Origin of the sequence: Allofournierella massiliensis (genome assembly GCF_964241245.1) — a bacterium.
GTDB classification, from domain to species: domain Bacteria; phylum Bacillota; class Clostridia; order Oscillospirales; family Ruminococcaceae; genus Allofournierella; species Allofournierella massiliensis.
Map to the genome: position 1 here is coordinate 168055 of NZ_CAXSWZ010000001.1, position 14367 is coordinate 182421.

18 protein-coding genes are annotated in these 14367 nt (G+C 56.4%); all 18 read left to right on the forward strand.

The annotated features are described in order from the left end of the window. The first annotated feature begins 10 nt into the window (after positions 1–10). Positions 11–460 carry a D-aminoacyl-tRNA deacylase gene (gene dtd, locus ACESYO_RS00805; RefSeq protein WP_317407056.1) on the forward strand — a complete coding sequence of 150 codons (450 nt, stop codon included), beginning with the start codon at positions 11–13 and terminating at the stop codon, positions 458–460. 27 nt (positions 461–487) lie between these two features. Continuing rightward, a complete protein-coding gene (locus ACESYO_RS00810) occupies positions 488–1081 on the forward strand; it encodes an MBL fold metallo-hydrolase (protein ID WP_373209176.1) in 594 nt (197 codons plus the stop codon). Positions 1082–1101: 20 nt separating this feature from the next. Further along, positions 1102–2553 carry a coproporphyrinogen dehydrogenase HemZ gene (gene hemZ, locus ACESYO_RS00815; RefSeq protein WP_346672144.1) on the forward strand — a complete coding sequence of 484 codons (1452 nt, stop codon included), beginning with the start codon at positions 1102–1104 and terminating at the stop codon, positions 2551–2553. Beyond that, on the forward strand, positions 2519–3445 hold the full coding sequence (locus ACESYO_RS00820; protein ID WP_346672145.1) for a nucleoside kinase: 927 nt from the start codon (positions 2519–2521) through the stop codon (positions 3443–3445). Before hemZ ends, ACESYO_RS00820 begins: the two co-directional genes overlap by 35 nt. Before the next feature lie 96 nt (positions 3446–3541). Then, on the forward strand, positions 3542–3943 hold the full coding sequence (locus ACESYO_RS00825) for a zinc-ribbon domain-containing protein (protein WP_373209179.1): 402 nt from the start codon (positions 3542–3544) through the stop codon (positions 3941–3943). A 309-nt stretch (positions 3944–4252) separates the two neighbouring features. After that, positions 4253–5050: a nucleoside triphosphate pyrophosphohydrolase gene (gene mazG, locus ACESYO_RS00830; RefSeq protein ID WP_373209181.1), complete on the forward strand. Its 798-nt coding sequence runs from the start codon at positions 4253–4255 to the stop codon at positions 5048–5050. Between the two features lie 39 nt (positions 5051–5089). After that, on the forward strand, positions 5090–5365 hold the full coding sequence (locus ACESYO_RS00835; RefSeq protein WP_058966716.1) for an HU family DNA-binding protein: 276 nt from the start codon (positions 5090–5092) through the stop codon (positions 5363–5365). An 82-nt stretch (positions 5366–5447) separates the two neighbouring features. After that, on the forward strand, positions 5448–5693 hold the full coding sequence (locus tag ACESYO_RS00840) for an RNA-binding S4 domain-containing protein (protein ID WP_058966714.1): 246 nt from the start codon (positions 5448–5450) through the stop codon (positions 5691–5693). A 61-nt stretch (positions 5694–5754) separates the two neighbouring features. After that, a complete protein-coding gene (locus ACESYO_RS00845; RefSeq protein WP_058966712.1) occupies positions 5755–6054 on the forward strand; it encodes a YabP/YqfC family sporulation protein in 300 nt (99 codons plus the stop codon). A 6-nt stretch (positions 6055–6060) separates the two neighbouring features. Further along, positions 6061–6546 carry a hypothetical protein gene (locus ACESYO_RS00850; protein ID WP_283129108.1) on the forward strand — a complete coding sequence of 162 codons (486 nt, stop codon included), beginning with the start codon at positions 6061–6063 and terminating at the stop codon, positions 6544–6546. A 41-nt stretch (positions 6547–6587) separates the two neighbouring features. Beyond that, positions 6588–6887 carry an FtsB family cell division protein gene (locus ACESYO_RS00855; RefSeq protein WP_283129107.1) on the forward strand — a complete coding sequence of 100 codons (300 nt, stop codon included), beginning with the start codon at positions 6588–6590 and terminating at the stop codon, positions 6885–6887. 88 nt (positions 6888–6975) lie between these two features. Beyond that, complete coding sequence (locus ACESYO_RS00860; protein WP_058966707.1) at positions 6976–7455, forward strand: S1 RNA-binding domain-containing protein; 480 nt, start codon at positions 6976–6978, stop codon at positions 7453–7455. Positions 7456–7704: 249 nt separating this feature from the next. Beyond that, a complete protein-coding gene (gene hpf / locus ACESYO_RS00865) occupies positions 7705–8226 on the forward strand; it encodes a ribosome hibernation-promoting factor, HPF/YfiA family (RefSeq protein ID WP_058966705.1) in 522 nt (173 codons plus the stop codon). Between the two features lie 384 nt (positions 8227–8610). Further along, complete coding sequence (locus ACESYO_RS00870; protein WP_283129106.1) at positions 8611–9378, forward strand: DUF4422 domain-containing protein; 768 nt, start codon at positions 8611–8613, stop codon at positions 9376–9378. Positions 9379–9443: 65 nt separating this feature from the next. Further along, positions 9444–10550 (forward strand): UDP-galactopyranose mutase, encoded by a 1107-nt coding sequence (gene glf / locus ACESYO_RS00875; protein WP_373209185.1) that lies wholly within the window; start codon positions 9444–9446, stop codon positions 10548–10550. Between the two features lie 15 nt (positions 10551–10565). Continuing rightward, a complete protein-coding gene (locus ACESYO_RS00880) occupies positions 10566–11462 on the forward strand; it encodes a glycosyltransferase family 2 protein (RefSeq protein WP_283129104.1) in 897 nt (298 codons plus the stop codon). Next, the gene (locus tag ACESYO_RS00885; RefSeq protein WP_283129103.1) at positions 11438–12391 is read left to right on the forward strand and encodes a glycosyltransferase family 2 protein; all 954 of its coding nucleotides are present in this window, start codon (positions 11438–11440) and stop codon (positions 12389–12391) included. The genes ACESYO_RS00880 and ACESYO_RS00885 overlap by 25 nt, the downstream gene beginning before the upstream one ends. Before the next feature lie 64 nt (positions 12392–12455). Beyond that, positions 12456–14367: GH25 family lysozyme (locus ACESYO_RS00890; protein WP_373209189.1), on the forward strand; the 1912-nt coding region annotated here is incomplete at its 3' end.

A 14367-nucleotide genomic window follows, 5' to 3' on the forward strand; every position in this document is an offset into this window, starting at 1 on the left:
GAGAACATCAATGCGAGCTGTGATTCAGCGTGTAACCGGCGCCAGCGTGATTGTGGACGGGGGCGAGCCCCGTCCCATCGGCCCCGGCCTGGTGATTCTGCTGGGCGTGAAGGATACCGACACCCTGGCCATTGTGCCCAAGCTGGCGGAAAAATGTGCACACCTGCGCATTTTTTCCGACGAGGCGGGTAAATTGAACAAGAGCGCCGTGGAGCTGGGCTATTCCGCCCTGGTGGTGAGCAACTTCACCCTCTATGCGGACACGAAAAAAGGCAAGCGGCCCAGCTTCATTGCTGCCGCAAAGCCCCCGCTTTCAGTGCAGGCTTACGAGCTGTTTCTGGAAAAAATGAACGAACAGGGCCTGAAAGAGGTACAGCACGGCGAATTCGGCGCCGATATGCAGCTGAGCCTGACCAACGATGGCCCGGTGACTATTGTGATCGATACTGACGAGTGGTAACTGCCGCCCGAAAAAGAAGGAGACCCCATGAACGTATATCATCTGCGGGGCCCCGCGCCCTATTACACCAACAGCTTTGTGATCGTTACCGATCAGGGCAATGCCGTGGCGGTGGACCCGGCCCCGGCGGCGGACGAGATCGACCGCCTGCTGGGTGAGAAAAACGCAAAGCTGACCCGTATTTTTCTGACCCACGGCCACTTCGACCATGTGTACAGTGTGGAGGAGCTGCGCCGCCGCTGGAATTGCCCGGTCTGGCTGGATCCGGCCGACGCAAAGGGGAATGAGCTGTACCCGGTGGCGAAAAGCGACGCCTGCTACGAGGACGGCACCCCCATTCAGGTGGACGAGGCGGAATTCACCCCCTGGCACACCCCGGGACACACCGCCGGTTCCTGGATCATCGAGTGCGCCGGTCTGCTCTTCGCGGGCGATACCCTGTTTGCCGGCGGCGTGGGCCGTACCGATCTGGAGGGCGGCAGCCCCGCTGAGCAGCGGATCAGCCTGAAAAAGATCAAGGGCCTGCCCCTGCCGGATGATACCACTGTGCTGCCCGGCCACGGCGATTTTACCACCCTGGGTCAGGAAAAGACCGAAAACCCCTATCTGATGTTTGTCTGAATACAGAACAAGGAGCATTTATGCTGATTCATATCAAGGGCGGCGTCTCCGGCTACGAGCCGGAGAACATCGCCCGCATGTTTTTCCCCGGAGCCACGCTGACGGCCAAGTACGTCCGCGGCGAGGATCTGGTGTTTGCCGCTGCGGGCCGGTTCCGGTTGGCGGCGGGTGTGCGGCGGGGCGGTCAGTGCCTGGTGCGCACCGCGCCCCTGCCGCAGGAGGGCGAGAGCGTGGAGTTTGCCCTGTGCAGCCTTCTGTATGATCTGCTGGGCCAGGCCACCGGCCTGCGCATGCCCTGGGGCAAGCTCACCGGCGTGCGTCCGGTGCGCATCATCCACGACAAGCGGGCCGCGGGCTGGTCGGAGCAGGCCATTCGGGAGCTGTTTGTGGACCGTTACGACTGCACCCCCGAGCGATTTTCTCTGGCGCTGCAGATCGCGGATCTGCAGCGGCCCATCATCGCCGGCCGGCAGCCGCTGGATTACAGCCTTTACATTGGCATCCCCTTCTGCCCCTCCCGGTGCAGCTATTGCAGCTTTGTGTCCCGCACCATCGGCCGGGACCAGAAGCTGGTGCAGCCCTATGTGGATAAGCTGTGCGAGGAAGTGCGGGAGATGAAGCGGCAGGCTGAGCACTGCGGGCTGAATCTGAAAACCATCTACATCGGCGGCGGCACCCCCACCAGCCTTTCGGCTGACCAGCTGCGCCAGCTGATGGGCACTGTGCGGGAATGCTTCGATCTTTCCCGGCTGGAGGAATACACCGTGGAAGCCGGCCGGCCGGACTGTACCGATGCAGAAAAACTGGCGGTGATCAAGGAATACGGCGCCAGCCGCATCTCCATCAACCCCCAGACCTTCAACGATCAGGTGCTGGCCAACATCGGCCGCAAGCATTCCGCACAGGACATCCTGCGCTGCTTCGATGAGGCGCGTCAGGTCGGCCATGGGAACATCAACATGGATCTGATTGCCGGTCTGCCCGGCGATACGGTGGAGAGCTTTGCCGCCAGCCTGGAGCAGGCCATTGCTCTGGACCCGGAAAACATCACCGTGCACACCCTCACCCTGAAGCGGGCATCCAATCTGGTGATCGAAAACCGGGATGAGGCCTACGCGGATGTGGCCGCCATGGTGGAGCTGGCCAATCAGCGGCTGGCTGCCGCCGGTTATCGGCCCTATTACCTTTACCGGCAGAAAAATACCCTGAAAAACCTGGAAAACACCGGCTGGTGTAAGCCCGGTTATGAAGGGTACTATAATATCTATATCATGGAGGAAATCCATTCCATCCTGTCTGCCGGGGCAGGCGGCAGCACCAAGCTGTGCCAGCCGGGCGGCAGCCGCATCGAACGGATCTTCAACTACAAATATCCGGCGGAATACATCGATGGTTTCGATGAAATTCTCCGCCGCAAAGAAGGAGTGAGTGCATTCTATGCCCGCTATCTGGATTCCGAAACGACTGGTTGAAATCAGTCTGATTAATACCGCCGCCGAAAGTGCGGCCAGCTTTGCCCGCCACTGCGAACACGAATACGAGGGCAGGGTGCACGCGGCAGCCAGCGAAATTCTTGGCAGCGGCTGTTCGGTGGTTATGCTCACCGGCCCCTCCGCTTCCGGCAAAACCACCACGGCACATAAGCTGGCCGAGGCGCTCCGGCTGCGGGGAATTGCCTCTCAGGTGGTCAGTCTGGATAATTTCTACAAGGATCTGAAGGAATATCCCCGTCTGCCGGATGGCACCAAGGATTACGAGAACATCACCGCGCTGGACGTGGACGAGATCCAGCGCTGCCTGAACGAGCTGATCACCACCGGCCGCACCGATCTGCCGGAATTTGATTTCCTCACCGAAAACCGCAAGCCGGACCGAATTCCGCTGGAGCTGAAGGGCGGCGTGTGCATCGTGGAGGGCATCCATGCGCTGAATCCACAGCTTACCGACAGCCTGCCCAGAGATCAGGTGTATAAGGTGTACGCAGGCCTGCGGGAGGAATACAGCCACCGGGGCCAGCGGGTGCTGCCCACCCGGGATATCCGCCTTGCGCGCCGCATGGTGCGGGATTACAAGTTCCGCGGGCACAGCCTGGAAAAAACCCTGAATATGTGGGATCGGGTGTGTGCCGGCGAGGATAAATTCATCAAGGTGTTCAAAAAGGAAGCAGACCTGCTGATGGATACCTCGTTCAGTTACGAAATCTGCCTGCTGGCTCCCTTTGTGACACCGCTGGCGGGTGAACTGCCGGAGAATCACCCCAATGCCGAGCGGCTGAATGCGCTGGCCGGGTGCTTCTCGCTGGTGGAGCCGCTGAGTCTGGATCTGGTACCGGAGCACTCCATGCTGCGGGAATTTTTGGGCTGAGCCGTTGCATGTGTCAAAGCCTTAGAGTATAATGAAACAACAGACAATGCATTTCCGGCGCAGCGCTGCGCCGTACCAAGAAAGAGGTGTCAGGCAATGAACATTGATTTGGATAAGATCCTGGAGACCGGCGCGCAGCTGGCCGACAGCGCGAAAAAGACCGCAACCGATCTGGCCCAGAAGGGCAAAAAGCAGGTGGATCTGATGAATGCCCAGACCCGCCTGAGCAAGGCGCAGCGTCAGCTGGGCGCTTTGGTGTACAGTCTGGAAAAGAACGGCGAGAAAAACGAGCTGCTTGTGAAAAAGTATGTGGATGCCATCAGCACCATCGAGGAAGAAATCGATACGCTGAAAAAGCAGGAAAGCCAGGGCCAGACCAGCTATACCTACACCTACACTGCACCCGCTCAGGAGCCGGGCAAGAAAACCTGCCCCCAGTGCGGCGCGGAGGTCGACGAGGATGCCCTGTTTTGTTCTTGCTGTGGGGCACAGCTTTAAGATCGGAGACGCAGGCATAGGCAGGGCTGTGGTTTTTACATTGCCCTCCAAAGAAGCGAAAAACGACTGATTCTTTGCCGGCCGGTGGGCGCAAAAGCGCCTGCCGACCGGCTTTTTTGGCGGAAAATACGGCATGAAAATTGTCGAAAAATCTTTGTTTTTACCATAAAAAAAGGGCAAAGAAGCAAGGATTTCTATCGCATGGTATGAAAACGGCCTGCAGGGGCCAAAAATAGGGGAAAAGGGCTTGAAATGGCGCTTTATCTAAGGTAGAATATGAGAAGTCACAAGGTGAGGGGGGCGGTTTCCGTGGGCTTTACACCCAAAGAGCGGTACGATGCACAGGATCTGATCCGCATCGTTGCGCAGCTGCGTGCGCCGCAGGGCTGCCCCTGGGATCGGGAGCAGACCCATGCATCCATCCGGATGAACTTCATCGAGGAGACCTATGAAGCGGTGGATGCCATCGACCAGAACGATGCACACCTGTTGTGCGAGGAGCTTGGCGATGTGCTGCTTCAGGTGGCGCTGCACAGTCAGATGGAAGCCGAGAAGGGCACGTTCAGCTTTGACGATGTGTGCGACGGCATCTGCAAAAAGCTGATCTACCGTCACCCCCATGTGTTCGGGGAATCGTCTGCTGCCACCACCGGTCAGGCTCTTGCCAACTGGGAGGCGCTGAAGAATGCAAAAAAGGGCCGCGCCACCGCAAAGGACCGGCTGGAAAGCGTGCCCCGCAGTTTTCCGGCGCTGATGCGCGCAGCAAAACTGCAAAAGCGCGCCGGGGCCTACGGCTTTGCCTATCAGAAGCCGGAGGACGCCCTGAACGACGTGAAGGACGAGATGGCCGAACTGGAGCAGGCGATGAAGGGGCAGGGAAATGCCGCCGAAGAGGCGGGCGACCTGCTGTTTGCTGCCGCCGGGCTGGCGCGTGCGCTGGGGGCAGACCCGGAGCAGGTGCTCACCGGTGCTTCCGACCGGTATCAGAGCAGGGTGATCCGCTGTGAAGAGCTGGCCGGCAGTGATGCTCTGGCAGGCCTGAGTGACGAGGAGCGCCGTGCCCTCTGGAAGCAGGCCAAACAGGAGGAGCAGTCCTCAAAGGTGTAACGCCTTTGTTACTGATAAATCATTTGGAGGTATATGAATATGACGAAAGTTGAACTGATTGCCGCCGTCGCCGAGAACGCCGGCCTTTCTAAAAAAGACGCTGAGCAGGCTGTGAACGCTACTGTGGAGGCTATTACCAAGGCTCTGGCTGAGGGCGATAAGGTATCTCTGGTTGGCTTTGGCACCTTCGAGACCCGTGAGCGTCCCGCTCGCAAGGGCCGCAACCCCCGCACCAAAGAGGAGATCACCATCCCCGCTACCACCACCCCCGCTTTCAAGGCTGGCAAGGCCCTGAAGGACGCTGTGGCGAAGTAAGGTTTTGGATACACCGCCCGCTTCCGGCGGCCTCAGGGCCCCGGCGGCGGGATTTTTCGTATCCGAGGAAAGGAAAGAAGCAATGCGTATCGACAAATATCTGAAGGTAAGCCGTCTGATTAAGCGGCGCACCGTGGCCAACGAGGTTGCCGATGCCGGCCGGATTCTGGTGAACGGCAAGCCCGCCAAGGCAAGCTACGCGGTGAAGGTGGACGACGTGATCGAGATCACCTTCGGCAACAAGCCCGTCAAGGTGAAGGTACTGTCCACCGACGCTCCCATGGGCAAGGACGTGGCCCGGGAGATGTACCAGGTCATCGAGGAATAATCCCCCGCTGCTTTTGCATACAATGTGCAAAAAGCCCGTTGCGGCAAAAGCAGGTGAAAGAATGCAGGAAAAACGTTTTGAGCAACCCGCGCCGGACCCGGTCAAGCTGCCCCACAACCTGATCGTGGAAGATCGGCGAACCCTTACCGCCACCGGTGTGACCCGGATCGTGAGCTACGACGAACAGGGCGCTACGCTGGAGACCCAGCAGGGCACGCTGGTCATTGGCGGGCGGAACATTCAGGTGAGCGAGCTTTCCATCCAGACCGGCGAGTTGAAGATCTACGGCACCATCGAATACATGCAGTATTCGGAGCCGGTGAAAAGCCCGGGCGGCTTTTTGCGCCGCCTGGCACGCTGAGCGTGCATGGCGGCGCATGTTCCGGAGGCGCTGGTGCTGGCGGATGCCCTGTGCTGCCTGGGGCTGGGGTTGCTGCTGGCTGTGGGCTATGATGCCGCGCGCTGGCTGCTGGGCAGCAGCCGCCCGGTGTGCTTTGTGCTGGACCTGACTGTATTCGCCTGCGCGGCGGTGCTGCTGCACAGCTTTGCCGCGGGCCGCAGTTACAGCGGAGCCGTGCGCTGGTATATGGCTGCCGGGGCGGCGGCCGGCCTGTGGGGCTACTTTTTTGTGCTGGCGCCGGGCCTTGGCGCGCTGCGAAGCCTGGCGGAGTGGTTTGTGCTGCTGCCGGTGCGTTTGATCTGGATCACAGCGGTTCGCCCGGTGGGGCGTTTGTGTGGCCGAAGGCTGGAACGCACCCGGAAAAAACTGCACAGCGCTGTGGTAAAACGACAAACAAAACAGTTGCAAAAAAAGGCCAAGGTGTTGTATAATTCTAATCAATACCAGGTTTAAGGCGTACCACAAAGCACGCCGGCAAAGGGGGGCTGCCGGGTATGACCAGAATTGAGAAAAAGAAGGGCGGTTTTTCTTCCCTCATGCTGCGGCTGGGCCTTGTGGCGCTGGCCGCTTATCTGGTAGTGGGCATGGTGTTCAACCAGGTGGAGATCGCCGCCAAACGGCAGCAGCTGGAGGCGGTGCAGCAGCAGCTGGAAGCCCAGCAGGCCCAGAACGACGAGCTCAGCCGCGTGCTGCAGTCCGGCACCGACGAAGAGATCGTGGAGCGGGTTGCGCGGGATCAGCTGGGCTACGCAAAGCCCAACGAGCGGGTCTTTGTGGATATGACCGGTAAATAAGATGCAAAGGGCGGCCGGGAGCGAGTCTCGGCGTTGCGGGCCTTTTACATAAAATAATTTTTGAAACAATAGGAGAAACAGGGGTTACATGGCGTTACAGTTAGAGGTAGGAGCGATCCTGGAAGGCAAGATCACTGGCGTGAAAAAGTTCGGCGCGTTCGTCGCGCTGCCGGAAGGCAAAACCGGCATGGTACACATTTCGGAGGTTTCCAACAGCTTTATTGAGGATCTGTCCACGGTTCTCACCGAGGGGCAGACCGTGAAGGTAAAGGTAATGAACATCGGCGAGGACGGCAAGATCGCCCTCTCCATCAAGCGCACCCTGCCGCCGGAGCCCCGTCCGGCCCGCCCCGCCCGTCAGGGTGGTGCGAACGGCGGCCGTCCTCCCCGTCAGAACCGGAACGACGGTCCCCGGGTGTGGCAGCCCAAGGCGCAGCAGCCCCAGGGCGATCTGAGCTTTGAGGATATGATGGCCAAGTTCAAGAGCCAGAGTGAGGAAAAGATTTCCGATCTGAAGCGCGTTACCGAAAACCGGCGCGGCGGCGGTTACTCCCGCCGGCGTGGTTGATCGATTCAAACAAAAAAGAGAGCCCGCGGTCTGCTGCCCGAAAAGCAGCGGCCGCGGGCTTTTTTGCATGTTTTTCTGACCAAAAGCGTTTTGTCACTGTTGCAACACAAAAAGTTTACAAGTTAGTGCGGTTTTACTCTGTTTCTTTTTGTACAATTGTGATACAATATAACCATCAGAAAGGCGTATATCAAAGCGGATAGCACAAAATATGTCCGGGATATTCGCCACAAAGGAGGCATTGGTTTTATGAAGGTCACATGCACTGGCAGAAAAGTTTCCCTGAAACCCAGTTTCATCGAGAAAGCGCAGGCAAAGCTGGACAAGCTGGACAAGTTCTTTGCCGGCGAAGCCGAGGCGCAGGTCACGGTGACAGTGGAGAAAAGCGGCCAGACCGTTGAGATTACAGTGCGGGAAAAAGGCCTTGTGATCCGGGCGGAAAAAATGCAGGAACGCATGGAAGACGCCCTGGACGATGCAGTTGATCTGCTCACCCGCCGCCTCGTGAAGAACCGCAAGCGCCTGGGCGACAAGCTCACCCGTTCGGCCGCCGTGGAATGGCCCACCGAGCCGGAACCGGAGGAAAGCTACGACGTAATCCGCGAGAAGCGTTTCGTGGTGAAACCCTGCACCACCGAAGAGGCGATTCTGCAGATGAATCTGCTGGGCCACAGCTTCTATCTGTACCGCAATATGGACGATGGCCAGATTCAGCTGGTTTACCGCCGGGCAAATGGCACCTACGGCGTGCTGATCCCGGAAGATTACTAAAATATCTCAGTCGACCACAGGAGGGCCGCTCATTTGGAGCGGCCCTCCTTTTCTGTGTGCGTTACTGTATCCGCAGAACGTTATGCTGGAATAAATGGGGTAACATTTCTTGAGGACCAAATGCATGGATAAAGAAAATTGAAAGAAGCATGAAATATAATGTGGACGAACAAAAGATTCCATGAAGATGCAGGATATTTTGGTAAGACAAATTCTGAGTATTTGTTGCAGGTTTTGTCAAAATGGAGTATCATAAAGGATGATTATAATGAGTTGTTGCGTCCAATTTCCAAGCGGCCCGGAAAGCCGAGAGGAATTCAGGGGGAAAGAGCCTGGCTCGGCTCAGGCTGCGCAATGAAACAGTGATTGTGAGAGGAAAAGCAGTTGGAAACAAAGATACTGATTGCAACCCATAAGAACAGCAGAATGCCGGGTGATCCGATCTACTGCCCGATCCAGGTGGGGGCTGCGCTTCATGCGCCCCTTTCCATCCCGGGGATTCTGCGGGATGATGAGGGCGATTCCATTTCCCGGAAAAATCCCAACTATTGTGAGCTGACCGCGCTGTATTGGGCGTGGAAAAATCTCCCCTGCGATTATCTGGGGCTTGCTCATTACCGGCGCCATTTTGCGAGCTCGAAGCGCAGCGGAGATAAATGGAGCCGCATTATCTCGAAAGAGGAGCTGGAAACGCTGCTGAGCTCCTGCCCGGTACTTCTGCCCAGGAAACGCCGTTATTGGATCGAAACGACCTACAACCAATATGTGCATGCCCATCATGCCCAGGATCTGGACAAGACCCGGGAAATTCTGGCCCGAAAATATCCGGAGTATCTGCCTGCGTTTGACCGGGTGATGAAGCGAACCAGCGGGCACCGGTTCAATATGTTTGTAATGCGTCGTGATCTTCTGGACGGCTATTGCAGCTGGCTGTTCGATGTTCTGTTTACGCTGGAAGCAGAGCTGGACATCAGCAATTACAGCCCAAACGATGCCCGGGTATTCGGCTTTGTAAGCGAGCGCCTGCTGGATGTTTGGGTGGAAACCAATCAGGTTGCCTATAAAGAAATTCCCTACCTCTTTATGGAAAAGCAAAACTGGCTGAAAAAAGGCAGTGCTTTTCTGAAAAGAAAATTTATTGGTAAATCATAAATTTTTGGGGGATTTCCTAATAAAATAGAACACTTAATTCGTCAAAAGAAAAAAGGAGTAAGGATATGAAGAAGCAGTATGATTATCTGATCGTCGGCGCAGGTCTGTACGGCGCAGTGTTTGCTCAGGAGCTGACCAAAGCAGGCAAGAGCTGCCTTGTGATTGATAAGCGTGATCACATTGCTGGCAATATTTACACCCACGAGATGGAAGGTATTCAGGTGCATCAGTATGGCGCACACATCTTCCACACCAACAACAAGGAAGTGTGGGACTATCTGGGTCAGTTTGCCACCTTCAACCGTTACACCAACAGCCCCATTGCAAATTATAAAGGCGAAATCTACAACATGCCCTTCAACATGAACACCTTTAACAAGATGTGGGGTGTGATTACCCCTGCTGAGGCTGCTGCCAAGATCGAGGAGCAGCGCAAGGCCAGCTACACCGAGAATCCCAAGAATCTGGAAGAGCAGGCCATCAATCTGGTGGGTGTGGATATCTACGAAAAGCTGATCAAGGGCTACACCGAAAAGCAGTGGGGCCGCCCCTGCACCGAGCTGCCCGCCTTCATCATCAAGCGCCTGCCCGTGCGTCTCACCTACGATAACAACTACTTTAACGCTCTGTATCAGGGCATTCCCGTGGGTGGTTACACCGCCATGGTGGCAAAGATGCTGGAGGGCGTGGAAGTGCGCCTGGGTCAGGACTATCTGGCCGACAAAGCCGGCTGGGATGCACTGGCCGACAAGGTGGTCTACACCGGCCCCATCGACGCCTACTTTGCCTACAAGCTGGGCGTGCTGGAGTATCGTAGCGCGCGCTTCGAGACCGAGGTGCTGGACGAGGCCAACTATCAGGGCAACGCAGTGGTGAACTACACCGATGCCGAGACCCCCTACACTCGTGTGATCGAGCACAAGCACTTTGAGTTCGGCACCCAGGAGAAGACGGTCATCAGCCGGGAATACAGCGCCGAGTGGAAGCTGGGCGACGAGCCGTACTACCCGGTGAACGACGAGAAGAACAGCGCCCTGTATGCAAAATACAAGGAACTGGCCGCAGGCGAGGAAAGCGTGATCTTCGGCGGCCGTCTGGGCGAGTACCAGTACTATGATATGGACAAGGTCGTGGAAGTGGCGCTGGCCAAGGTGCGCGCAGAACTGGCCTGAGAAAAGGGAGAACCAATGGAACGAATCGCGGCGGTGGTAGTCACATACAACCGAAAAGAGCTGCTCCTGCAATGTGTGCAGCATCTGCTTGATCAGCAAAAAGCAGAATGTGATGTTCTGGTGGTGGATAACGCCAGCACCGACGGAACGGCACAGGCTGTGGAGCAGATCTCTTCCCCCAGGCTGTTTTACCGGAATACCGGAGAAAACCTGGGCGGGGCCGGCGGCTTCCATTTTGGAATGCGCTGGGCTGTGGAAGAGGGCTATGATTATGTATGGATCATGGACGACGACAGCTTGCCGCAGCCGCAGGCACTTGCAGCGCTGTGGGCAGCCCACGAACAGCTGAACGGGGAATACGGCTGGCTTTCCAGCCGGTGCCTTTGGACGGATGGTGCGCTGTGCCCCATGAATGTGCAGCGTGTTACACCCTACAAAGACCTGACGGAACCGGTGCAGAATCTTGCGCCGGTTCAGATGGCCAGCTTTGTGTCGCTGTTCCTGCGAGCGGACGTGATCAAAATGATGGGCCTGCCGCTGCGGCAGTTCTTTATCTGGACCGATGACTGGGAATATACCCGCAGAATCTCCCGTAAGATGCCCTGCTATGCGGTGTGGAAAAGCACGGTGGTTCATGCGATGAAGAGCAAAACGATTGTGAACATCGCCACCGACGTGCCGGAACGGATGCTCCGTTACCGGTACTTTTACCGGAACGATGTTTATCTGTACCGGCGGGAAGGTTTGAAGGGATGGCTGTGGCTGCTTGCAAAAGATACCTGGCACAGTGTTCAGGTTTTGAAAAAAAGCAGCGATAAGCTTGGCAAATTGAAAATCATCTGGGGCGGATTTTTCAAAGGAATCCGGTTCGCTCCGCAGATTGAGTTTTGCGAAAGCAGGAAAAAGAAATGATGGGGTTAATCGCTATGGAACGAATCGCGGCCGTGGTGGTAACGTACAACCGAAAAGATCTGCTTCAACAATGCATTCACAGCATTCTGGACCAGGAAGAAATCGCCTGTGATGTATTGGTGGTGGACAATGCCAGCACGGATGGAACGCAGCAGGCAATGGAGCAGTGGGCGGAACCTCGTGTGAGGTATCGCAATACCGGGCAAAATCTGGGCGGTGCCGGTGGTTTTAATTTCGGAATGCGCTGGGCTGTGGAAGCTGGCTATGATTATGTGTGGATTATGGATGATGATACGATTCCGCAGCCGGATGCATTGAAGCAGCTGTGGAGCGCACATGAACAGTTGAATGGCCGGTATGGTTTTGTGTCCAGCGTGGTGCTTTGGAAAGACGGCAAAGAGTGCCGAATGAATCGCCAGAAGATCAAGAAGAGCTTCTATGAGCATGTGGAGCTGCTTCGTTACGGGATTGTTCAGATCGAACAGGCAACCTTTGTGTCGCTGTTCTTCCCGGCAGCAGTGATCTGCCAGGCCGGGTTGCCCATCAAGGAGTTTTTCATCTGGGGCGACGATCTGGAGTATACCCGGCGGATCAGCTGCCGCCTGGGGATGGATTGCTATGCGGTGGGGAAAAGCATTGTGATACATATGATGCAGAGCAACAACGGAGCAAGCCTTTCCACGGATGTTCCGGAGCGGATCGAGCGGTATCGTTATGCTTATCGAAACGAAAATTATACCTACCGGAAGGAAGGCATCAAAGGGATGCTGTATTACCTTGCCCGCAGTGGACGTGAGCTGATGCGAATCCTGCTTCACTCGCCTGACCATAAGGCGAAAAGAAGCATGGTTCTGATCAGAAGCGTATTCGGGGGATTTGCGTTTTGCCCCGGGATTGAATCGGTCTCAAGACCGACCGCGAAACAATAAACCATGAATTCAAAGGTGAATCACGGTAAGAAAACAGGGAGATAAGGAAACAATGCAACAGGGAATGAAGAAAGGACTGGCAGCGGTATTGAGCGTAGTGCTCACGGCGTCGCTGCTGCTGAATTGTTTTTCAATTGGTGTTTTTGCGCAGGATGATTCCAGCGCGCTTGAGGAGCAGATCGTCGCGCAGCTGCAGCAGGAAGGTGTGCCTGCGGATTCGACGGGGGAGAGCGCGGAAACAGAGCCGGAAAACACCCCGGTTGTGAGTGCTGCGCCCACGCAGGAGCCGGTGGCTACTGCGGAGCCCCAGATCACTGCGACCCCGGAGCCGACTGTGGTGCCGGAAGCCACTGCAACCCCGGAACCGACCGCAGCTCCGGAAGCGACTGCAACCCCGGAACCGACCGCGACCCCGGAAGCGACTGCAACACCGGAACCGACCGCGACCCCGGAAGCCACTGCAACCATTGTGCCGGATCGGCTGTCGCGTCAGGTAACCGAAAAAGAGCTGAAACAGCAGATTGAAGATTTGCTGGAACAGAGCTACTCCCTGACAGAAATGACAGAGGAGGAACTGGAAGAAAGCCTGAAAGAGATCGATGCCATTGCGGCTGTGCCGATGGAAATGGCGGAGGATGGCCAGGCCGACCCCGAGTTGCAGGATATGATGACCCAGCTGGCCGATGCGCAGGCTGCAATGGAAGACATGCGCATGGCCTTGCAGGCAAAGCGGGAGGGCTGGCTGGATCAGCTGCCCCAGACCGGGAAGGAGAACAGCTGGCGCTATCAAAATGGTAAGCGCATTGACGCGCAGGTGAATACCCTGGGCCTTGATTTGCCGGATGGTGTGAGCACCTTTTCTGCCGGCAGCTACTGGGGCATTGATGTGAGCCATCATCAGGGCGTGATCGACTGGGATGCAGTGAAAGCTGCCGGTGTGGATTTCGCCGTCATCCGCTGCGGATACGGTATGAACCTGACCGAACAGGACGATAAGCAGTGGTCCCGCAATGTTTCGGAATGTGAGCGGCTGGGTATCCCCTACGGCGTATATTTCTACTCCTATGCAATGTCGGCGGACATGGCTGTGGACGAAGCTGTTCATGCGGTTCGTCTGTTGGAGGGGCATAATCCCGACCTGCCTGTGTTCTATGATCTGGAGGAAAACCGTCAGCTGGTGCTGGGCAACAGCGGTCTGGCGGAAATTGCCCGGATCTTCTGTGATATTGTGGGCTCCAAGGGTTATGATGTTGGTGTATATGCAAGCCTGAACTGGTGGAACTACTACCTGACAGATGCGGTTTTTGAAAACTGGTACCGTTGGGTGGCGGAATGGCGTTCCTCCTGCAGTTATAACGGCCGCTATGAGATGTGGCAGTATACCAGTAAGGGTTCGATCAGTGGCATCAGCGGAAATGTTGACATGAACTACTGGTATGGCCCTCTGGGAGCAAATGAAAAGAATTATGAGGCCGTATATAATTACGAATATTATATTTCCCATAACCCGGACCTGAGTGGTTATACAAGAGAACAGGCCTTCCAGCATTTTGTGGAACATGGTATGGCGGAAGGCCGCCAGGGCAATGCGGAATTCAACGTATACAATTACCGTGCGCGGTATGCGGATCTGATGGACTGGCTGGGAAATGACCTGCGGTCCTACTACATCCACTACAAGGACCACGGCAAGGCAGAAGGCCGCGATGCGCAGACCTATTGCCGCCTGAGCCGTTACCAGGGGCAGGACTATTCTGCGGTATATAACTACGACTATTATGTGCAGAACAATGAGGATATCCGTAACCTGTATGGATACAGCGACTATCTGACGATCCAGCATTTTGTGGAGCACGGTATGGGCGAAGGCCGCCAGGGTAGCGCAGAATTCAACGTGTACAATTACCGTGCGCGGTATGCGGATCTGATGGACTGGCTGGGAAATGACCTGCGGTCCTACTACATCCACTACAAGG